Origin of the sequence: Polynucleobacter sp. MWH-Adler-W8, from assembly GCF_001889925.1 — a bacterium.
Lineage (GTDB): Bacteria > Pseudomonadota > Gammaproteobacteria > Burkholderiales > Burkholderiaceae > Polynucleobacter.
This window is the reverse complement of the sequence record NZ_LZFI01000002.1, coordinates 41,442-63,890: the sequence shown is the minus strand read 5'-3', so window position 1 is coordinate 63,890 and position 22,449 is coordinate 41,442. Positions and strand designations below refer to the sequence as shown.

Sequence of the window (22,449 nt, the reverse complement as noted above, 5' to 3'; positions counted from 1 at the left end):
GTATGGACTATTCGCTTTCTTATTTTTTGTGCAGGAACTTGAAGAACTCGCCATTTGGCTCAACCACCATAATGTCCTTCTTGTCCTTGAAAGAACTTCTATAGGCCTCTAGGCTTTGATAGAACTGGGCAAACTGAGGATCGCGCCCAAATGCTTCCGCATAGAGTGCTGTCGCTTTAGCATCACCGGTACCTTTAATCTTTTGGGCATCGCGATAGGCTTCTGCCAAGATCGTATCGCGTTGACGCTCTGCATTCGCACGAATCTTGTCGGACTCTGCAGCACCAGTGGAGCGGAGCTCATTCGCTACACGCTTGCGCTCTGCTTCCATACGGCGATAAACAGAATCACTAATTTCCGCTAAGAGATCAACACGCTTCAAGCGCACATCAACAATCTCTACACCGATATCAGCAGCATCATCAGCGACTTTTTTACGAATACCCTGCATCACCTCTTCACGCTGATCAGAAATCAATTCACGCACAGTGCGTTTGGTGAACTCTTCATTTAGTGCCGATCGAACCAACTGGGTTAAGCGGTCTTCAGCCAGACGCTCATCACCCTTAAAACTAATAAAGAACTTCCGTGGATCAACAATGCGCCACTTCACATAAGAATCTACTAATAAGTTTTTCTTCTCGGCAGTAATAAAACGCTCTGCTTCTGGATTATCGATTGTCAAAATGCGGCGATCGAAGAAGCGCACGTTTTCAAATGGCGCTGGGAACTTTATTTGTATGCCCGGCTTCTCAATCACGCGAACAATCTGTCCAAATGAGAACACCACGGCGAACTTACGTTGATCAACGACAAAAATACTAGAAGACAGAACATAAATCAGCGCAATAAAGCCAATACCTGCAGCGATTAAACGATTGGCATTCATTATCTGGACTCCCGATCACGACTACGGAGACCATCACGTTTATCGGTAGAGTTATTCACAGCTGAAGCTGGGGTTGCAGGAGTGGCACTGGAAGTTGGGGCTGGTGTATTTACTCCAGTGGCACCACCAACCGTCACGCTACCAGTTGGAGTGTTGGTACCAGACTGATTTGTCTGTGTATTTGCCGCTTGAGCACTTTCAGCACTCACCTGTGCAACGATCTTATCAAGCGGGAGATATAAAAGACTATTGCTCTTGGTGGTATCAACCAAGATTTTGGTCACGTTGCTATACATCTCACGCATGCTATCGATATACATGCGATCACGCGTTACTTGTGGCGCCTTTGCGTACTCCACCAAAATTTGCTTAAAGCGCGTGGCATCACCCTCTGCAGTAGCAACTACACGAGCCTTGTAGCCCTCAGCCTCCTGAATCAGACGGGCTGCAGTACCTTTGGCGCGCGGAATAATGTCATTAGCGTAAGCCTGGCCTTCACTCTTCAAGCGCTCCTGGTCTTGACCCGCTTTGACTGCATCGTCAAACGCTGCTTGAACCTGTTCAGGTGGTTGAACGTTTTGCACAGTCACACTGGTCACATATATGCCCGTTTTGTAGCTATCCAAAATCTTCTGAATTGAGCTGGCTAAATCAATACCAATCTTTTCGCGCCCCTCATACAACACGGTATCCATTTTGCTGCGGGCAACAATCTCACGCACTGCAGTTTCTGCCGCTTGCACAACTGCAGTATCAGGATCACGATTATTAAATAAATAATCCGTAGGATCCTTGAGGCGATATTGCACAGCAAAACGCACATCGATGATGTTTTCATCTTCTGTGAGCATGGAGGAATCTTTTTGATTGGTGGCCTTGATCAACACAGGGCGACCGACCTCTACCGAGCGAACGCCCGAGAGATTGACAGTCTCCTCAGATTGAATCGGCCAAGGCATGTGCCAATTAATACCCGGTTTTGCGGTGTAATCATATTTACCAAAAGTCAGAATAACGCCAGCCTGCCCCTCTTGAATGATGAAAAAGCTACTGCAGACCCATATGAAGAAGACAAGGGCGCCCGCAATGAGGATGCTCGCCTTCGATCCAAATGGATTACTGAAATTAAAGTTAGGTGTATTGATACCGCCATTACCACCTCCGTTGCCGCCATTTCCGCGTTGTGAAGGCGGGGGAATATCAGTACTGTTTGGTTTATTCGTTGGCTTACTAGCAGGGCTGCCCGTTGTACCTGGTGTTTTCTTGCCACCAAAGATGCCGGCAATTCTGTCGTTGAAGTCGCGCCATAGCTCGTCCAAGTCTGGCGGGCCATCTGGCTTAGTTGGCTGATTCGTTGGCTGAGTTTCTACCGGTTTATTGGCTTCTGGATCCGCCTTGGGAGCTTGTTCATTTCCCTGCCCATCTTTGGCATCTTTGGATCCACCGGGATTGTGGCTATTGCCCCAACCTGGATCATTGACCGAAAACAGGTCGAGAAATTTACGCATCATTTGAAAAATAGCTTCGCTTGGCAATCGGATTAAATTCAGAAGTTTCTGGTCGTTCGGGTAAAGGCTCTAAAAACTCATCCGGGGCCAATTGCTTCTTGGCACGGTTGTGCTCGACCCTTATTCTATCAGTCATTTGGGAGCATTCGGCCAAGGCTGAACGGAGTAAATCAAGGCCCAAGCCCGTCTTGGCCGACAGGAAAACCTGGCTTGGAAAGCCTTGGCTATCTCGCTCTAAAACAGCCCCACGGGTGAAGGTTTGGGGCATCTGGTCAATCTTATTCATGATCTCGATACGGGGGATGTCATCCGCCCCAATTTCCTCCAAAACCGCCTCAACTTCCGCCTTTTGCTCCCTAGCGACAGGGCTACAGGCGTCAATGACATGCAAAATGAGGTCGGCATGGATGGTTTCATCTAAAGTAGCCCTAAAAGCCTCCACCAACTGGTGAGGCAAATCGCGGATAAAACCTACCGTATCAGAGACCACAATCGACCCTACTCCATCCAAATGGACCTTTCTAGAGGTGGTATCCAAGGTGGCAAATAGTTGGTCGGCAGCATATGTCCCCGCTTTAGTGAGGGCATTGAATAAAGTGGATTTACCAGCATTGGTGTAACCCACCAAAGAAACTGAAAACACGTCTTTACGATTTCGAGCCCTTCTTTGGGTTCTTTGTTGGCGCTGGAGTTTTTCCAACTCATTTTCCAACCGCTTTGCTTTGGTGGCTAGCATCCGACGATCTAACTCCATCTGCGTTTCACCAGGGCCGCCACGTACACCAATACCACCGCGTTGACGCTCTAAGTGACTCCAAGCCCTCACTAAGCGTGACATGCGATAACGCACTTGCGCAAGCTCAACTTGCGTCTTACCAATATGGCTTTGGGCTCTTTGACTAAATATATCCAAAATCAAGCCGGTACGATCCATCACGTGAAAGCCAATGTGACGCTCTAAATTGCGTTGCTGGGTTGGGGATAAGGGATGATTAAAGATGGCCAGCTCTGCGCCCTGCTCCTCCATCACCCTCTTGAGTTCATTGGCTTTACCGGAGCCGATAAATAAGGCTGGGTCCGTCCTACCTTTGCGTGCAATAACGCTGGCTGCAGGTATGGAGCCTGCGCTATCAGCTAAAAGGCTGAGTTCGGCCATGCTATCTGCAAAGTCTTCGCGTCCTGTATCTACTCCAACCAGAACAGCGCGCGCAGCATCTACTCCAGTTTTATACAGGGCTAGCTTCTTCTAAACGGAAATCAATCGCACGAGCAGGAACGATCGTGGAGATTGCATGTTTGTAAACCATCTGTGTCACGGTATTGCGCAAGAGGACAACATATTGATCAAAAGATTCAATATTGCCCTGTAACTTAATACCGTTTACAAGATAGATCGAAACAGGAACATGCTCTTTGCGCAAAGCATTGAGAAAAGGATCCTGAAGTAATTGAATTTTGTTGGGGTTGCTATTACTCATACTGCTCCTTAATTATTTTTTGCTTAATTACTTTTTTTGGGAGTCTTGCTTTTTTATTAAATACCAATTCACTACAAACCTTCACTACAAATCATTTATTACAAACTACTCAATCAGCCCTCTATATTGGGCTGATTTTGGAAAAAATCAAGCCCATTTCGAATGAAAGATAAAACTCAGCTTAAATTAACGCTTTTTGCCTTTTTTACCCTTATCCGCTTCTACGTAGGGGTTTTTAGCGGTATTCATCTGAATACGCAGAGGCGTACCGCGTAATTTAAAGACATCCCTAAAGCGACCTTCTAAGTATCGCTTGTAGCTATCAGTCACCCCACTCAAGGATGTGCCATGAATGACCACAATTGGAGGATTCATGCCCCCTTGATGGGCATAACGCAATTTAGGACGACCCATACCAACGCGTTTAGGCTGTTGATGCTCAATCGCCTCTTGCAAAATACGGGTTAAGCGTGGGGTTGGTAGTTTTGCCATTGCGGCTGCATATGCAGAATCCACATCCTTAAAGAGCTCCTTAAGGCCTGTACCCTTTTTAGCGGAGATTGGGTGGACGTTTGCAAAATCGAGGAAGCGTAGCTTTTGCGCAATCTCTAATCGAGCGCGCTCTTTTACATAAGCATCCAAACCATCCCACTTGTTCACTGCAACCACTAAAGCGCGGCCAGCTTCCACAATAAATCCAGCGATATGTGCATCTTGCTCCGAAATATCTTGCTGAGCATCTAACATCAAGATCACCACATTACAGTCAGCAATCGCTTGCAATGTTTTAACAACAGAAAACTTTTCAATCGCTTCAAAAACTTTTCCACGGCGACGCAAGCCTGCAGTGTCAACCAAGATGTAAGGCTTGCCATTGCGCTCAAAGGGAACTTCGATCGCATCACGGGTGGTACCTGGCATATCAAATGCAATGACGCGCTCTTCACCGATTAATTTGTTAATCAGTGTTGACTTGCCAACGTTAGGTCGCCCTACTACGGCGATCTTCATTGGACGATTTGGATCGTTAGCCAATTCATCCTCATCTGGCTCTGCAATGCCAAGGGAATCTAATGCGTCATCGATCAAGCCACGCACGCCATCGCCATGTGCTGAAGAAATTGGGAACGGCTCACCTAAACCAAGCTCATGGAAGTCGGCTGTGACAACGCCAGCCTGCATGCCTTCTGTTTTATTAACTGCGAGGATAACGGGTCGACCAGTCTTACGTAAGAAATCAGCGATGACACGATCTTGTGGAGCCATACCAAGACGACCGTCAACCAAGAAAATCACAATGTCAGATTCAGCAACGGCTTGCTTGGTCTGCTTTGCCATCTCAGCCACAATGCCGGTCTTGGCTACTGGCTCAAAACCACCGGTGTCTACGCAAATAAAAGCGCGCTCACCAATACGACCTTTGCCGTAGTGTCGATCTCTGGTTAGGCCAGAAAAGTCAGCCACCAATGCATCACGTGAACGCGTTAAGCGATTAAAGAGAGTCGACTTTCCCACATTAGGACGGCCGACGATAGTGATGACTGGATTCATTTTGGACTGTACGCCGCTATTTTTCCACCTTGAGATTGAACCAAGATGAGGCCACCTACCGCAATGGGGGCAGCCGAGATTGGACTACTGTCGTGACGAATACGCGCAACCATCTCGCCATTCGCCTGTGAAAATGCATGGATATAACCTTGAGCATCACCCATGAGCAGCACTCTGCCCACCGCAAGCGACTCACCAACATCACGGAATGTCAGCTGGGTGTTTTCCCAAACTTGAGTGCCATCTTTCGTTGCAAAGGCGGTGACGTAAGACTTTTCGTTTGCTGAGAAAACCATGTCGGTGCTTTGTGAGGTACCGGTATAACTTGAATAGTCTTTGAACCACAAAAGGTTGCCTGTACGAGCCTGCCCGCAACCAATACGTCCTTGATAAGAGACTGCGCAGAGGATATCGCCTTCCATACTTGGTTTAGCGGTGACATCATTCAAGCGCTCAATCTCTGAGAAGCCCTTAGGAAAAGAAACGGGCGTCTCCCAAACTAAGCCACCATTAGCAATAGCAATCATGCCAAAGCGCCCACCAGTGAAACCAGTAACAATGACTTCGTTGCCAATAGCCAGCATTCCATAGCCAACACGCAATGACAATGCAGCTTGTTGACGCTGATAAGTCCATTTTTTAGCGCCCGTTAGCGCATCCAGCCCAATGAAGCGATTGTCTAGCGCACGTACTACGACAACGCCACCGGCTACCACCGGCTCACTTAATACCTCGCTACCAACGCTGACATTCCACATCAGCTTACCAGTATCGTCATAGGCGTAGACCACTCCCTTGGTAGTAACGGCAACAGTAGTACGGCCATCAGATCCGGGGCCAACCGACAAATTCTCAGGAACGGATACTGACCAGACCTTATTGCCGGTTGCTAAATCAATCTTTACCAAGTTCCCACCATGAGAGGCTGCATACACCGCATCGCCAGCAACAATAGGATGAAAGTTAAAGGATTCAGATGAACCAATGCTAGTTGACCATACAGGCTGCAAATCAAATTGATTGGTAACGGTCACTAATTCAGCGGGTTTCCTTACTCTGGAGCTACCAGAGCATGCGGCTAAAGCAATTACCACGGCACCCAATACCAAGGCGGCGCCTAAGCGCATCGGTAAACGCTTCATTTCTTTAGTCATCACTGAGCAACTCCTCCAACAGCATCTAATTTAACCTTGAGAAGGCGACGCGCCTCTTCAGGAAATTCTTTTGCTTGGTCTAATTTTTTCCAGGCTTCTTGATAGCTTACTTTAGCTTGCTCATTTTTCTTTTGCGCTAAATACCAATCACCACGACGCTCAAGCCATAAAGATTCAAAACCAGCAATCGGTTTCTCATTCAAGATTTGATCGGCCTCTGCAAAATCTTTTTCACTACCCTGCTCAATCAATAGAGTTACTAGGCGTAATTTCGCCAATCCAAGATAACCATCATTGGATGCATTTTTTGCCGCCCAACGCAAATACTCCAAAGCTTTTGCGCTATCGCCTGCATCCGATGCAATTCGTGCAGCGATCAAACTAGACATTACTGCGTAAGGTGTACGGCCAAAATCTTTTTGCAAGTCGTCTGTTGCGCGCAGAGTCTGGTCTTTATCGCCTTTAGCAATGGCACCTACCATCGTTTCATAAAGCTTAGACGCTTCGAGCGCCTGACTATTGCGCCACCATTGATAGCCACTGTAAGCAGCATAAGCAAACAACGCAACTGCAACGACCCCAGTAATAAGGTTACGGTACTTTTGCCAAAACGCTTTGAATTGGTCTAATTGTTCTTGTTCTTCTAGATCTAAAGGCATGTCAATCCAAACTTATTTAATAGGTAATTAGTATGTATTAGCTTAATTCTATTCGGAGGCGCCTACCAAGGCATCAATTGCAGCACCTAAGACATCATCCAGGGGTACAGACTTCTGCTCGCCCGTACCGCGCAAGTCCTTGAGTTGCGCCTCATTCTTGGCTAATTCATCAGGTCCAATAATGACTGCAAAGGCAGCCCCACTAGCATCAGCCCTCTTCATTTGGGACTTAAAGCTGGCTGATTGACCATCAGGAGGACAGAACAGGATGGTATCGATTCCAGCGCTCCGCAAGCGTTCAGCGATGATCATGGCAGCAGTCAAAGTCTCGCCGCCTTGATGCAATACAAAAATATCGCATTGAGCCTGAGCTTCTGGCAATGATCCAGAAACCTTCATTAATTCCAGAACCCGTTCCATACCCATCGCCCAACCACAAGCTGGTGCAGCTTTGCCTCCCATACGCTCAATTAATGGGTCATAGCGTCCACCGCCAGCAATAGTGCCTTGAGCACCTAATTCATCAGTCACCCACTCAAATACAGTGAGGTTGTAGTAATCAAGGCCACGAACTAAACGAGGATTAATTTTGCAAGGGATGTTATTTGCTTTAATTAATGCCTGTACCGCATTGAAATGCTTCAGCGACTCTTCGCCCAAGAAATCCAATAATTTTGGTGCGCCCTCAATCAATGCCTGCATCTCTGGATTTTTAGAGTCCAAAATACGCAAAGGATTGGTAATCAGGCGACGCTGTGAATCTTCATCGAGCTGCGATTGATTTTTCTCAAAATAAGTAACCAATGCGGCGCGGTGTTCAGCACGCTCAGGGGCCTGACCTAGGGAGTTCATTTCTAAACGAACGCCCTTCAATCCCAACTCGTCCCATAAACGCTGACCCATGAGAATGATTTCAGCATCAATATCAGGTCCGGCAAAGCCTAAGGCCTCAACACCAAACTGGTGGAACTGGCGATAGCGACCACGCTGTGGGCGCTCATGACGGAACATCGGTCCGGTATACCAAAGACGCTTAGGCCCTTCGTATAACAAATTATTTTCAATTACAGAGCGCACTAATGCGGCAGTACCCTCAGGGCGTAAGGTGAGTTGCTCGCCATTCAAGCGATCCTCGAACGAATACATTTCTTTTTCAACAATATCGGTAACCTCACCGATGCCACGCTGGAATACGGCAGTTGCCTCAACAATAGGTGTTCGCAAAAACTCATAGCCGTAAGCATGAGTTAAATCACGCAATACATGCTCAAGATGAGCCCACTGCGCCGCATCCGCTGGCAGTAAATCATTCATACCGCGCACGCCATTTATCTTCTGAACCTTGGCTTGCGTTGCTTGTACTTTTAATTCTTTGTTCTGATCAGTCATTTTTATTATTGTTGTACTTTTGCTTTTCTTAAACCCATTTAAATCTTGGCTGCGTAATTTTGCTTCACGTATTCATCAACAATTACCTGAAACTCCTCGGCAATTTTCTCACCGCGCAACGTTTTGACTTTAACTCCATCGACAAATACAGGTGCCGCAGGGGTCTCACCTGTTCCAGGCAATGAAATGCCAATATTGGCATGCTTACTCTCGCCTGGGCCATTCACGATACAGCCCATCACGGCGACATTCATATTCTCTACGCCAGGATGGGTTTTCTTCCAAATAGGCATTTGTTGACGCAAATAAGACTGGATATTCGCTGCCAACTCTTGGAAGGTAGTGCTAGTTGTTCTTCCGCAACCTGGACATGCAATCACCATTGGCGTGAAATTACGCAAGCCCATGGTTTGCAATATTTCCTGGGCAACGATGACTTCATTTTCACGAGGAGCGCCTGGATCAGGCGTCAATGAAACACGAATGGTATCGCCAATACCTTCTTGCAACAAAATACCCATTGCTGCAGTAGAGGAAACAATGCCTTTGCTACCCATGCCTGCTTCAGTTAGACCTAAGTGCAGCGGATAGTCGGAGCGACGTGACAGATCACGATACACAGCAACTAAATCTTGAACATTACTGACTTTGCAAGAAAGCAAAATTTGGTCGGGATTCATACCAAACTCAACCGCTTTTTCTGCTGACTGCAAAGCCGACTGAATCAAAGCCTCAATCATCACCTCTTGTGCAGTCTTTGGATTTTCTAGAGCTGCATTGCTATCCATAATGGAAGCCAGAAGCTCTTGATCTAAGCTGCCCCAGTTCACACCAATTCGAATAGGCTTGTCATATTTGCAAGCGGCTTCAATCATTTGTGCAAATTGTGGATCGCGCTTGGCGCCCTTACCCACATTGCCTGGATTGATGCGGTACTTCGAGAGCGCTTTAGCGCACTCCGGAAAATCATTTAATAAAGTGTGGCCGTTGTAATGGAAGTCACCAATCAACGGTACCAAAATATCCATCTTGTCTAACTGCTCACGAATATAGGGAACTGCAGCAGCAGCCTCTGGAGTATTAACGGTGATACGCACCATTTCCGAACCAGCGCGGGCCAATTCCTTTACCTGAATTGCAGTACCCACCGCATCTGCAGTATCGGTATTCGTCATTGACTGCACACGCACTGGTGCATCTCCACCAACGGTAATGATGTTGGTTTTCCAGGCAATGGATGCTTGACGCGTTGCACGCTTAGGGGATGGGCCCAGCGGAAGTGGTGGCAATGAATGATTAGAGCTCATGAGGATCTATGGGTTGGGTTCTCATTTTTTACTTTAACTTTTTGAGCCACTCAATGAGATGCTCGTTTGGCCCCAGATGAGTATCTTCATCAAATTCTTCATCCGGCTCAACCTCGGCGAGTTCAATCTCAGCATTGTGAACAGCGCGTTCACGCACACGGGTGCGATCCACAACATCTCCTGCCAACTGACCACAGGCGGCCGCAATGTCATCACCGCGGGTCTTCCGTACAGTAGCAACCATGCCCGCATCTAAAAGGATGCCGGCAAAAGCATTGACGCGTTGGGCTGATGAGCGCTTGAGGCCGGACTCTGGGAAAGGATTAAATGGGATGAGATTAATTTTGCACTTAATGTTTCTAAGTAAGCGTATTAATTCTTTTGCCTGGATGTCGGAGTCATTCACGCCATCGAGCATGCAATATTCAAAGGTCAAGAAATCCCTTGGCGCAAATGGTAAGTAACGTTCGCACGCATCAAGCAATTCACGTAGAGGATATTTTTGATTGAGTGGCACCAATTGATCGCGTAATGCGTCATTAGGCGCATGTAATGAAACTGCCAATGCTACAGGGCAATCTTGTGCGAGACGATCAATCATCGGCACTACACCCGATGTAGAAACTGTCACACGACGGCGTGATAAACCGTACGCCCTGTCATCCAGCATCAAGCGCAATGCAGAAACCACATTGTCATAGTTGAGCAAGGGCTCGCCCATGCCCATCATTACCACATTAGAAATCACACGACCAGTGTGCTCCCAACCTGGCGTTGGAAACTTCTCAATTCTACGAATAGCCTCAGGGTCATTGCGTAAAAGATGTTCAGCAAACCAGAGTTGACCAATGATTTCACCGGAAGTGAGATTGCGTGAAAAACCTTGGTGCCCAGTTGAGCAAAAACGGCAATTGACTGCGCAGCCCGCCTGAGAAGAGATACACAAGGTGCCTCGATCATCCTCAGGAATAAATACAGACTCTACCGCATTGCCAGCGCCCACATCCAATAGCCACTTGCGTGTGCCGTCATTGGCGTGCTCATCTTTGATAACAGGGAGGGAAAGTACTTCCGCTTTATCTAGCAAAGTTGCTCTAAAGCTTTTTGCTAAATCACTCATGTCGTTAATGTCAGCTACACCGCGTTGGTGTATCCACTGCATGAGTTGCTTTGCCCTAAAGGGCTTTTCATTCAACCCCGCGACATACGCTGCCATTTGGTCAGCGTCAAAATCTAAGAGATTTACGCGCGGGGAGGTCAATGCGCCTACTTATATATTAAATAGGTTGTTCGTTAGCAATCGTGGATTAACGATTGAAAACATTCATGCCAGGGAAGAAGAATGCAACTTCCACAGCAGCTGTTTCAGGAGCATCAGAACCGTGAACCGCATTTGCATCAATGCTGTCAGCAAAGTCAGCACGGATTGTGCCTTTTTCTGCCTTCTTCGGATCAGTCGCGCCCATCAAGTCACGATTCTTAGCAATAGCACCTTCGCCTTGCAATACTTGAATCATCACAGGACCAGAAATCATGAAGCTCACCAAATCTTTGAAGAAAGGACGGTCTTTATGAACGCCATAGAACTGCTCAGCTTCATTTTGTGACAAATGCGCCATTCTGGAAGCAATGATCTTCAAACCAGCGGATTCAAAACGGTCATAGATTTTGCCGATGACGTTTTTAGCGACAGCATCAGGTTTGATAATAGAAAGGGTGCGTTCAATTGCCATGCAAGACTCCAATAGTGATTTCAAAGGTATTTGCCAGGTGAGGTCAATAAGCCACCCCACTCCAGCGACCCCCGAATTATACATTGCCTAACCGTATTTACCCCTATGTCCGTAGGGCTAAGCCCTTGAATTTACAGGGCATAAGCCTTTAATTTGTAGGTCTTTTCTGTGGGGGCTTGAAATTAGGGTGTTTTGTCTATACTTATCCTCAACAGCCCTTCATGGGCTCTTGTATTCACTATGAAAAAGAAGGGGTCAATATGAGTGATCTGAACTCTTACGGCTTTGGCCAAACCGGTTCAATTAGCAATGTCCAGGTGCGCAACCGCGTTCTCCGTAATACTTACGCCCTTTTGGCGCTCTCCATGATTCCAACTGTAATTGGCGCCTGGCTTGGAGTTGCTATGGGTCTAAGCCTGTTCTCTGGCAGCCCCTTTATTGGCTTCATCGTCTTCATGGCGGTAGCCTTTGGCTTCTTCTGGGCAATTGAGAAGAATAAAGATTCCGGCGTTGGTGTTCTCTTGCTCCTGGGCTTCACCTTCTTCATGGGCATCATGATGTCCCGCTTGATCGGGTTCACGCTTAATAGCTATAGCAATGGCGCGACCCTCATCATGCTGTCCTTTGGTGGCACAGCCGCTATCTTTGCCACAATGGCAACCATTGCCACTGTAAGCAAGAGTGACTTTGCTGGTATGGGCAAATGGCTTATGGTTGGCGTGTTACTCCTAATCGTTGCCTCATTGGCGAACATCTGGTTGCAATTGCCAGCTTTGATGTTGACTGTGATGGTGTTAGCCATCGCCATCTTCTCAGCCTTTATCTTGGTTGATGTACAACGCGTCATCAATGGTGGCGAGACAAACTACATCATGGCTACATTGGCTATTTATTTAGATGTGTATAACGTCTTCACCAACTTACTTGCCCTCTTGGGTATTGTTGGTGGTAATCGAGATTAAGGTAAATTAAGACACGCTAAAACTTTAGTGTGTTGTTCTCATCAGGCGCCTGCGGGCGCCTTTTTTACTGCTGCTATTTAGTCTGTTTGTTTAGCTAAATAATTAAGTCGCTACAAACATGCTCACAGCAAAGGATAGCGCAACCAAAATCAATAGGATTGCAAAACTATCTGAGGCTTTCATGACGCTCTCCCGAAGGTAAAAAAGTTGGGCAGAGATACATCACTGCACAAACTCAATCTACTCTTCTATAAGACATGATTTTGAGGGCGCCGCACCATAATCAGGCTAAATGCACTAAATTAGCGCCCTTTTGGTGCAATTATTAAGCATCAGGAACACTCGAGAATGAAAGTTTAGAAGCGCCAACCCAAAGAAACGCCATAGGAATTGATATTAACCTTGTCGGTTGAGCCATCGTTCCATTGAATGGTTTTATAGTTTTGTTGCGATACCTCTACTCTAGTAAAGAGATGCTTGGTGAGCAGGTATTCGGCACCAATTCCGTAACTAGGTCCATTCAACCATTGATAGTAACCGGGTGATGAGTACTTCGACCAAGACCATCCAAGCTTGATATAGCCCAATAAATTTTCAGTAAACGCATAAGCTACTTTTCCGCCTGCTTCGATGGGGTGCTGTGCATCAGGATCAGAGCCCGCAGTATCCGTTGTAGCCAAATCATAACTACCATAGGCACCTACTAGCCATTGATCGTTAATAGCCTTGTATGCGTCAGCAGTAATGCTGGGAATTCCGCTTCGACTGGTTTCTGATCCGCCTGGTGTTGATACGTCAGTAATAGAATTTAATGCGTAGTCCACAGATAAACCAAAACCTTCAAAGTTTTGCGATTGACCATAAGCAATAGGCGCAGAAAGAGCCCATAGCAAAATTGCTATTTTTTTCATGCAACTACCCCCTTGATACTTATTTTTATATATTACTGGCTACTATATCAAAAGGCTAGGCTTTATCAAAAACAGCCATAGACTCCACGTGGGAGGTGTGGGGGAACATATTAATAATGCCCGCACTACTTAATGTGTAGCCTGCCTGATGGCACAAGATCTCTACATCCCTCGCCAAAGTTTTGGGATTACAGGATACGTAAACAATCCGTTGTGGCAATAATTCACTTTGCGCAATATGCAACTCTGCAAGCGCTTTACAAATCTCCATCGCACCCTCGCGCGGCGGATCCATTAACCAACGCTCTGCTTTGCCCCACGATGCAATTGTTTCTGTTGTAACTTGGAATAAATCGCTTTGCATAAAGCTGGCCTTATCAACGAGTCCGTTATGCTCTGCATTGGCTTTAGCTCGAGTCGTCAAACTCTCTAAACCCTCGATCCCTAGGACCTGTTTTGCTTTTCTAGCAAGCGGCAATGTGAAGTTGCCAATACCGCAAAACAAATCCAATACTCGATCTGTTTCTTTGACTTCAAGCAATCGAATCGCCCTACTGACTAAGGCACGATTCATCATATGATTTACCTGTGTGAAATCTGCAGGCTTAAATGGCATCTCGACCTCAAACTCAGGCAGCCGATAACAAAGCTTGCCGGTCTCAGGATAAAACGGCGCCACAGTCTCAATCCCCTTAGGCTGGAGCCATATCCAAACCTGGTGCTGATCTGCAAACTGTCGGAGAAGTTGCTCATCTTCAGCCGTTAAGGGCTTGAGATTCCGAAACACTAAAGCAGTAACTGGTTTTGATTTCTTGGGATCATCCGAGAAGACATCTTCCGGCTCACCAACCGCAATCTCAATCTGCGGCATACGGTCAACGATCGATAATCCCATCACTAACTTGCGCATCTGCGGCAATAAGTCTGATACGTGCTTAGGCAAAATTTCACAAGCTAGCATGTCAGCTACATAGCCGCTCTTACCCTCATGAAAACCAATCAGTACCGTACCCTTTTTAATGGAGCGATTGACAGCGCTTAGACGTGCTCTGTGACGATATTCCCAAGTAGGTCCACCCATCGGGCGGAGAATTTCTTCAGGCTTTACCTTGGCAATATGTTGCAAGTCATCCTCAAGCACACGCTGCTTCATCGCTACTTGCGCTCTAATATCTAGATGCTGCATGGTGCAGCCACCACACACACCAAAGGCTTTGCACTTAGGTTCCGCCCTAAAAACCGCAGGCTTCAGAATGTCACGTACTTTGGCTTTGCTAAAGCGCGCTTTATTACTGGTGATGGTGTAAGTGACCAACTCGGTTGGCAGTGCGCCTTTAATAAAGATCACCTTACCGCTTTGACCTTGGGCGGCCTCCTCCTCATTGGGGGCTAGGCGTGCAATCCCCTGAGCATCCAAATCCAGCGCTTCGACTTTAATTGGCTCAGTCACCTCTATATTGACTGGCTTATCCCCTCTACGCATCCGCAGAAAAACCTTGCAGATATTCTTGCCATTGACTGCCATTAGGCTCTTTAGATTCTTTTTCTAAATAAGCTTTCACGAAATCAATTTCCTCTTGATATTCGGCGTGAGTAAAGCCGCCACGCAGCAGTTGAAAGCGGCAGTACATGAGATAAGTATTGACCACATCAGTCTCACAGTAACGGCGGATGTCATGAATCTTGCCATCCTGATAGGCAGGCCATACCTGACTGCCATCCATACCCATCTTGCCAGGGAAACCGCAGAGCTTGGCCAAGCCATCCAATGGTGCATTAGCGCGGCCGTTAAATTTAGCCAATAGATCCATCATGTCGAGATGGCGCATGTGATAACGACTGATGTAGTTATTCCACTTAAATTCTCGGCTATCAGAATCCTGGCTTTCACCCATCTCCCAGTAGCGCGGAGCTTGCACATGATTGGCTAAGGCGCGATAGTGCAGCACTGGCAAATCAAACCCGCTGCCATTCCAAGAAACCAATTGAGGGGTATATTTTTCGATGAGATCAAAGAAGGCTTGTATTAACACCTTCTCATCATCCTGCGGAGTGCCTAGAGTGCCCACTTTAATTTGTGGCAAACCTTCTTTAGTAGTCCTGCGGATCACACAAGAGATAGCAACAATCTTTTGCAGAAACAAGGGTAGAAATTCACTACCGGTCTTCTCTGCGCGCTCAGCCATCACTTTGCTAGCAACCTCGGCATCGCTCATGGAGTCTGGAAAATCCTCCAGACGACGCAATCCAGTGACATCTGGAATGGTTTCAATATCGAATACAAGAACGGTCGCCATGGCGCCTACCCTAGACCAACAACATTACTGCAAGTACGGCGTTGGATTAACTGGTTTGCCGTTAACGCGTAACTCGAAATGCAGCTTAGCTGCAGTAGTGTCTGTATCGCCCATCTCAGCGATCTTCTGACCCTTACGAACAGTATCACCCTCTTTTACCAAGAGCTTACTGTTGTGGGCATAAGCAGTGAGATAGGTGTTGTCGTGCTTAATAATCACGAGATTGCCATAGCCACGCAAACTATTCCCTGCGTAAACCACTTTGCCATCAGAGGCGGCAAGAACTGGCTCGCCGACCTTACCAGCAATATCGATCCCCTTATTTGTCTCACTGAACTCACCGGTGACCTTACCTTTTGCAGGCCAAGATAAACGTATGCCCGGCTCAGCAACTACATCGTTTTTCGCTGGCTCAGGAGTGGAGGCTACTGAATCTGATTTTTCAGGCGATGGTTTTTTCTCAGCCACTTTTGCAGGTTTAGTTCCTGCTGGTGCTTTAACCATGATTAAGTCGCCGACTTCTATCACGTTGGGATTAAAGCTAGAGTTAACTGCTTTATTCCATTGAACTACATCACGCGGTGCCTGACCATGATCCAAGGCAATGCGCGCCAAGGTGTCACCTTTTTTAACACGATAGTAACCAGGGGGCGCAGGCTCACTTGAACCACCGCTGCGATCAGTCACGCTAGCAGGCTTAGTGCGAGGTGTAGAACATCCAACCATCAACATCAAGGATGAGGACATGAGCGCGGCGAGGAAAAGTTTCAATAAAGTGGATGGCATCAAAAAGGGGTCTGAATTAGTGAATTCATCATAAATCTCATACTACCCCTGATTGTAAGGGTACAAAAAAGACCCCGTCCAGTACAGTTCTTTGATAGCGCTGGGAACTCATTCTTTCAACCATCACCAGTTGCTGCTCTTTGTCATTTTTGGCGACTGGGGCAACTAAGCGCCCTCCAACCGCTAATTGGTCAAGTAAGGCATCCGGAATACCCAAGCCAGCAGCAGCCAAAATAATGCCGTCAAATGGAGCGGCCTGAGGCAAACCTAAAATACCGTCGCCGTATATCAAGCGAAGATTGTTAATGCGAAATGGGCGCAACTTAGCTCTTGCCATGTCATGCAGCGGACGAATACGCTCTATGGAATAAACCTCGTCCGCCAATAAACTGAGCACTGCCGCTTGGTAACCGCAACCAGTGCCAATCTCCAATACTTTGCCAAGTTTATGTTTAGGCTTGTGAAGCAACTCAATCATGCGTGCCACTACTGATGGCTTAGAGATAGTCTGCTCGTGACCAATTGGTAGCGCAGTATCTTCGTAGGCTTGCGCATGTAATCCAGCATCCATAAAAGCGTGACGTGGGACGGTGGCAATCGCCTCTAATGTTTTACCGTGCCTTACTCCGCCAGCATGTACTTTTGCTGCTAGGGCCTGCCGATAGACAGCAAAGCGTTCGGTTGGAGCCTTCAACCGCGATCCCAACCATTCGCGCGCATCGCTGCTAAGCGAGCATGGTGCGTTAAATCCAATTGCATAGGCGTGATCGAAACACATCCTTCAGCAATCGCATGAAAGTCCGTACCCTCTGAACCCTCTTTGACATCGCCCGCAGCGCCGATCCAGTAGATCTTCTCACCACGCGGACTATCCTGCACCACTACTGGTTGAGAGTGATGACGATTACCGAGGCGCGTTACACGCCAGCGATACAAATCAGCATAAGGGCGATTGGGGATGTTGACGTTCAGTAGTGTTGCTGTACCCTCAGTACGAGCCAAGGCAGAAACCAGCATTTGGGCCACTACATCATGCGCCGCTTTAGCGGCATCTTCAATGCGATTCCAGCCGCGATCAATTTGCGAGAAAGCAATGCCTGGCACACCAAACATCACACCTTCAACTGCAGCAGCAACTGTGCCTGAGTAAAGCGTATCTTCACCCATGTTCTCGCCTTGATTGATGCCAGAGATCACTAGGTCAGGTTTCTCATCCAAAAATCCTGTCATGGCAACGTGCACACAATCGGTTGGTGTGCCATCGACAAAGAAAAAGCCATCACGCTCGCCACCTGCAACACGATGAATCGACAATGGTCTTGATAATGTGAGTGAATTCGAGGCACCGCTATGGTTCTGCTCAGGAGCAATCACGGTAATACGACCCAAGGGACGTACCGCCTCTACTAAAGCTAGCAAGCCAGGAGCTAAATAGCCATCGTCATTAGAGACCAGGATGTGGGGTTGCTTAGACATGATTAAACGAGTCCTGGTTTGTGTTTGCCACGCGCTCTCATTGCTGCGTAGATCACTGGCAATACTAGTAAAGTCAAAATAGTTGTGGTGATCATTCCGCCTACAATCACAAGGGCCAATGGACGCTGCGCTTCCGAACCAATTGCATGTGACAGCGCTGCCGGCAAGAGACCAAGGCCAGCTAGCATCGCGGTCATCAGAACAGGGCGCACTCTCAAGGCAGCCCCATCAACCATCGCATCTTTCATAGCGCCATGCTCTTGCGCAACAGTTTTATTGATATAAGAAATCAAAATCACGCCATCCTGAATCGCAATACCAAATAACGATAAGAATCCAAACAAGGCAGAAATGCTCAAGGTCTCACCACCAAGATGCAAGGCAATGATGCCACCAATCGCAGCGAACGGAACGTTGATCAATACAATCACCGCATCCCGGAAATTACCTAAAGCAGTCACAAGCAATAAGAAAATGGCAACGAGCGTCAATGGAATAATGACCATCAGCTTTTGCTGCGCAGCCTTCATTTGATTGAATTGGCCATCCCATGCAATAGAGTAATTGGCGGGTAATGCCACATTCTTCTCCACTAAATATTTAGCATCCTCTACGGCACTCCCAAGATCACGATCACGCACACTAAAAATCACAGCAATATAGCGTTTCCCAGCTTCGCGGTAAATAAAGAATGGGCCATCAGTTAATTCAACATTGGCGACCATACCCAAAGGTACCCTGGCACCTGAAGGGGTATCAATCAGTAAATTAGCAATATCGGGTAAATCGTTTCGGCTTGACTCATTTAAACGCACCGCAATACCAAAGGTTTTTTCATCCTCCAAGAAATTGCTAACTGGTGCCCCACCAATGGCATTCGCGACTACAGTCTGAACATCTCCGACATTTACACCATATCGCGCCGCTCGCTCACGATCGATTTGAATATTCAAGGTTGGCTGACCAAGCTCCCTCAAAATACTTTCGTCCTCAATACCGCGTACTTTTTTAAGCTGATCAATAACTTCATGAGCTTTGGTATTCAGTATATTTAGATCAGTACCAAAAATCTTGACCGAGTTCTCACCCTTGACACCCGACAAAGCCTCATTCACGTTGTCTTGAATATATTGAGAGAAGCTAAAGGAAACTCCAGGAATACGATTGAGCTCACCCTGTAAACGTTTCAAGAGGTCGGCTTTTGTGGTGCCCTTAGGCATCGCTTCTGGGGATTTCAGATACAAACCATACTCTTGATTAAATACCCCGGTAGAGTCAGTACCATCATCAGGGCGCCCAATTTGGGCGGCAACATGGTCTATCTCAGGCTGCCTTGTAAAGGTTTCTCGCAGCTGATTGGCTATGCTAATGGAATAGTCTAAATCTACTGTATTGGGCAAGACAACCCGCAACCAAATATTGTTTTCCTCAAGAGTAGGCAAAAATGCCGTACCCAAACGGGTAGCGCTTATTAAAGTAATCCCCAACACCAAAATAGATATTGTAATTACATGCCGAGGATGATCCATGAGACGTCTAAGCAATGGCTTATAGCGACTGAGCATCCAAGTGATAAATTTTGGTGGCTCATGGTGGAAGTTTTCACCAAACGAATATGAAATCGCCGCCGGCAAGAATGTCAGACTCAAAATAATCGAGGCAATTAACGCAAAGCCCATGGTGAAGGCCATGGGCTTAAAAATAATTCCCTCAACTCCACCCATTAAAAATAAGGGGGAATAAGCAACAATAATGATGCTGGTGGAATACACCATGGCCCTTTGTACTTCGGCAGTGGCCAAAATAATGCTTTGGTTTAAGCGTTTTCCGCCATCTTCTAGATGGCGCATAACGTTTTCAGTGATGATCACTGCGGCATCTACAATCACGCCAAAGTCAATGGCCCCTAAAGAAATTAGATTAGCTGGTACGTTAAACACGTACATCATGATGAAAGAGAAACACAGTGCCAGCGGAATGACAACTGCAACTACTGCAGCGGCCCTAAAATTTCCTAAGAAGATATACAGCAATATCAAGACCATAGAGATGCCAAAGAACATCGTATGCTTTACTGTGCCGACAGTAATATCTAAAAGCACCTGACGATCATAGAATGGCTTGACTTCAATGCCCGGAGGCAATACATGGGCATTGATTGTGGTAATTTTTTCACGCACTCGCGCTAAGACTTCGGAGGCATTCTCGCCGCGACGCAAATAGACGATTCCTTCTACTGAGTCAGGATTTTCGTCAAACTGGAATAAGCCCAAACGTGGTGCATTGCCAATTTCTACCGTTGCTACATCACCAATACGAACGGGCACGCCATTATTAACAGCAATCACCACGCGTCTAATATCATCTAAATTCTTTAGCAAGCCGACACCGCGTACAACAAACTGCTGTTCACCACTTGGCAAAACACCGCCGCCAGTATTGTCATTAGCCTTTGTTAAGGCATCAATTAGCTGCGCCACAGTAATATTTTTAGATTGCAGGCTCTCTGGGCGAACAATCACGTTGTACTGCCGTACCTTCCCCCCAAAGGAAGAAACGTCTGCGATTCCCGGTGTTTGTTTGAGCTCTTTATAGATTTCATAGTTCTGCAAAGTCTTTAGTCGGGTTGGAGACGCATAGTCAGACTTAACTTGGTAACGCAAGATCTCGCCAGTAGCATCCGAATCAGGACTCACACTTGAACTTACGCCCGGGGGGAAAGTCACATTACCTAAATTGGTAATGAAGATTTGCCGAACCTTAAAAGGATCAGCATCGTCATTAAACTTGAGCGTAACAACGGACAAACCAAATAGAGAAACTGAGCGAAACGCTTTGACTCCCGGAATGCCAGCTAAGGCATTTTCAACTGGAATAGTGACTTGTTGCTCAACCTCAGTTGTACTTCTCCCTGGCCATTGGGAAATCGCCTGAATCGTCAGCGGCGCTACACCAGGGTAAGGCTGAATAGGCAATTGCTTGAGACTATATCCGCCCATACACAATAAAACAAAAGAAGCGAAGAGGATGAGAACACGTTTATCTAAAACGCTCCTTAGAAAGTTCGTTGCGAAACTCAATTACTCCTCCTGCTTCGCAAAACGATCATTTAACAAGACCGCGCCATCCGTTAATACTTGCATACCAGGCTCAACACCTTCGGTCACCGCAAATTGTTTGCCATCAAGATCGAAACCTTTCACCACAAAACGTCTAAAAGTATCCGGGGCCGTTCTGATAATGACATAACGCATCTCGCGAACCCGCACAATAGCAGTCTGTGGCAAAACGACAGCCTGCGATGAGCCAACCTGTAGCTTGCCTGAAGCAAACATATCCGGACGCAATAAACCATCGGAATTATCAACATCACAACGAATCACTAAGGCCCTGGTATCAGGATCAATAGTGGGCGCAATAAAATTAGTTTTAGCAGTGAATACTTTGTCTGGATAGGCTTCAGTACGCAAAATAATGGTTTGACCTTTTTGAATCTTGGCAATATCTTGCTCGTATACATTACCCAAGAACCATAAGGCCTTCGGATCCGCCAAGGTGGCCAAAACATCGCCAATGTTGGCAAAAGCACCAGGCTCTACTGCACGCTTCACTACCACGCCATCAATTGGTGATCGCACCACTAAGTTGGTTTGCGTTTTACCAGTCTTTTCTAGGAAATGAATGTCGCCATCACCGGCACCTAAATTACGAATGCGGTTGGCAGCAGCCTCTTGTGTAATACGAGAATCCGACAATAAATCACCCATCGCTTTATTACCCTCTAGAATCTTCGTAGTCTTAGAGGACAGTAGATATTCTTGCTGAGCAGAAATGAAATCTGGGCTATACATCTCCAAAACAGGAGAGCCCACTTTTACTTGCGCACCATCAAAGGCGTCAATCCGCTCAACCCGTCCAGCAGCTCGAGCCGAGAGCACTTTCGATTTTTCAGCATTAAACGTCAAACGACCAGGCATAGCTAACTCAACTGGAACATCCGATTTAATGGCCTCGGTAAATACATAAACATCTGGATTTAAATTGAGACCTGGGAGCTTTAACTCCATCGCACCAGACGACTCTACCTTTAATGACTTATCATTTTTTTCAAGCTTGACTGGACGGTTCACATTAACAAATAGCCCTATCACAATGCCCAGCATCAAAATTGAAATACAAATGATCACTAAACGCAGTCGAGCGCGCGTCTCCGGTGGTAGCGCCCAATAGGAGCGATGGATATTATTTGTATTCGCATCAATGCGCGCTACAAATTGATCTTTTAGCTTATGCGCTTCTGCAAGAGCTCGCTGGTAAATGGCAATCAGTTTATGCTTCAAAACAACTCC

At 46.8% G+C, this 22,449-nt stretch carries 19 protein-coding genes and 1 pseudogene; 1 reads left to right on the top strand and 19 read right to left on the bottom strand.

Annotated features, from left to right (window positions below; translation table 11 throughout):
- Positions 1 to 19 precede the first annotated feature (19 nt).
- From hflC to ndk, 11 genes are all read right to left on the bottom strand, one after another.
- Positions 20 to 889: a protease modulator HflC gene (gene hflC, locus AOC28_RS01165; protein WP_072582176.1), complete on the bottom strand. Its 870-nt coding sequence runs from the start codon at positions 887 to 889 to the stop codon at positions 20 to 22.
- Positions 889 to 2,400, bottom strand: a complete 1,512-nt coding sequence (gene hflK / locus AOC28_RS01160; protein ID WP_072582175.1) for an FtsH protease activity modulator HflK — start codon at positions 2,398 to 2,400, stop codon at positions 889 to 891. Before hflK ends, hflC begins: the two co-directional genes overlap by 1 nt.
- A complete protein-coding gene (gene hflX, locus AOC28_RS01155) occupies positions 2,390 to 3,595 on the bottom strand; it encodes a GTPase HflX (protein WP_083564198.1) in 1,206 nt (401 codons plus the stop codon). Before hflX ends, hflK begins: the two co-directional genes overlap by 11 nt.
- A gap of 28 nt (positions 3,596 to 3,623) precedes the next feature.
- On the bottom strand, positions 3,624 to 3,875 hold the full coding sequence (gene hfq / locus AOC28_RS01150; protein ID WP_072582173.1) for an RNA chaperone Hfq: 252 nt from the start codon (positions 3,873 to 3,875) through the stop codon (positions 3,624 to 3,626).
- Positions 3,876 to 4,061: 186 nt separating this feature from the next.
- The gene (der, locus tag AOC28_RS01145; protein ID WP_072582172.1) at positions 4,062 to 5,426 is read right to left on the bottom strand and encodes a ribosome biogenesis GTPase Der; all 1,365 of its coding nucleotides are present in this window, start codon (positions 5,424 to 5,426) and stop codon (positions 4,062 to 4,064) included.
- Entirely contained in the window at positions 5,423 to 6,580 is a 1,158-nt protein-coding gene (bamB, locus tag AOC28_RS01140; protein WP_072582171.1) for an outer membrane protein assembly factor BamB, read from the bottom strand. Before bamB ends, der begins: the two co-directional genes overlap by 4 nt.
- Complete coding sequence (locus AOC28_RS01135; protein ID WP_072582170.1) at positions 6,580 to 7,239, bottom strand: tetratricopeptide repeat protein; 660 nt, start codon at positions 7,237 to 7,239, stop codon at positions 6,580 to 6,582. The genes bamB and AOC28_RS01135 overlap by 1 nt, the downstream gene beginning before the upstream one ends.
- A gap of 48 nt (positions 7,240 to 7,287) precedes the next feature.
- Positions 7,288 to 8,628, bottom strand: a complete 1,341-nt coding sequence (hisS, locus tag AOC28_RS01130; RefSeq protein ID WP_072582169.1) for a histidine--tRNA ligase — start codon at positions 8,626 to 8,628, stop codon at positions 7,288 to 7,290.
- A gap of 38 nt (positions 8,629 to 8,666) precedes the next feature.
- Entirely contained in the window at positions 8,667 to 9,935 is a 1,269-nt protein-coding gene (gene ispG / locus AOC28_RS01125) for a flavodoxin-dependent (E)-4-hydroxy-3-methylbut-2-enyl-diphosphate synthase (protein WP_072582168.1), read from the bottom strand.
- A gap of 28 nt (positions 9,936 to 9,963) precedes the next feature.
- The gene (gene rlmN / locus AOC28_RS01120) at positions 9,964 to 11,196 is read right to left on the bottom strand and encodes a 23S rRNA (adenine(2503)-C(2))-methyltransferase RlmN (protein WP_072582167.1); all 1,233 of its coding nucleotides are present in this window, start codon (positions 11,194 to 11,196) and stop codon (positions 9,964 to 9,966) included.
- A gap of 46 nt (positions 11,197 to 11,242) precedes the next feature.
- Complete coding sequence (gene ndk / locus AOC28_RS01115) at positions 11,243 to 11,668, bottom strand: nucleoside-diphosphate kinase (protein ID WP_071465494.1); 426 nt, start codon at positions 11,666 to 11,668, stop codon at positions 11,243 to 11,245.
- 260 nt (positions 11,669 to 11,928) lie between these two features.
- Here ndk and AOC28_RS01110 point away from each other — a divergent pair, with 260 nt between their 5' ends.
- A complete protein-coding gene (locus tag AOC28_RS01110) occupies positions 11,929 to 12,630 on the top strand; it encodes a Bax inhibitor-1 family protein (protein WP_072582541.1) in 702 nt (233 codons plus the stop codon).
- 356 nt (positions 12,631 to 12,986) lie between these two features.
- Here the strand turns inward: AOC28_RS01110 and AOC28_RS01105 are convergent, their stop codons facing one another.
- From AOC28_RS01105 to AOC28_RS01070, 8 genes and pseudogenes are all read right to left on the bottom strand, one after another.
- A complete protein-coding gene (locus tag AOC28_RS01105) occupies positions 12,987 to 13,541 on the bottom strand; it encodes an outer membrane beta-barrel protein (RefSeq protein ID WP_072582166.1) in 555 nt (184 codons plus the stop codon).
- A 55-nt stretch (positions 13,542 to 13,596) separates the two neighbouring features.
- The gene (gene rlmD / locus AOC28_RS01100; protein WP_072582165.1) at positions 13,597 to 15,024 is read right to left on the bottom strand and encodes a 23S rRNA (uracil(1939)-C(5))-methyltransferase RlmD; all 1,428 of its coding nucleotides are present in this window, start codon (positions 15,022 to 15,024) and stop codon (positions 13,597 to 13,599) included.
- Positions 15,017 to 15,838 (bottom strand): 3'-5' exonuclease, encoded by an 822-nt coding sequence (locus AOC28_RS01095; protein WP_072582164.1) that lies wholly within the window; start codon positions 15,836 to 15,838, stop codon positions 15,017 to 15,019. The genes rlmD and AOC28_RS01095 overlap by 8 nt, the downstream gene beginning before the upstream one ends.
- Positions 15,839 to 15,862: 24 nt before the next feature.
- Positions 15,863 to 16,585, bottom strand: coding sequence for a peptidoglycan DD-metalloendopeptidase family protein (locus AOC28_RS01090; RefSeq protein ID WP_237767706.1), 723 nt, complete (start codon positions 16,583 to 16,585; stop codon positions 15,863 to 15,865).
- Positions 16,586 to 16,661: 76 nt separating this feature from the next.
- Positions 16,662 to 17,285: pseudogene (locus tag AOC28_RS01085) on the bottom strand (protein-L-isoaspartate(D-aspartate) O-methyltransferase); the annotation flags it as partial.
- Positions 17,286 to 17,314: 29 nt separating this feature from the next.
- On the bottom strand, positions 17,315 to 18,100 hold the full coding sequence (gene surE, locus AOC28_RS01080) for a 5'/3'-nucleotidase SurE (protein ID WP_072582161.1): 786 nt from the start codon (positions 18,098 to 18,100) through the stop codon (positions 17,315 to 17,317).
- Between the two features lie 2 nt (positions 18,101 to 18,102).
- Positions 18,103 to 21,180: a CusA/CzcA family heavy metal efflux RND transporter gene (locus tag AOC28_RS01075; RefSeq protein ID WP_072582160.1), complete on the bottom strand. Its 3,078-nt coding sequence runs from the start codon at positions 21,178 to 21,180 to the stop codon at positions 18,103 to 18,105.
- Complete coding sequence (locus tag AOC28_RS01070; protein ID WP_083564197.1) at positions 21,181 to 22,440, bottom strand: efflux RND transporter periplasmic adaptor subunit; 1,260 nt, start codon at positions 22,438 to 22,440, stop codon at positions 21,181 to 21,183.
- Positions 22,441 to 22,449 lie beyond the last annotated feature (9 nt).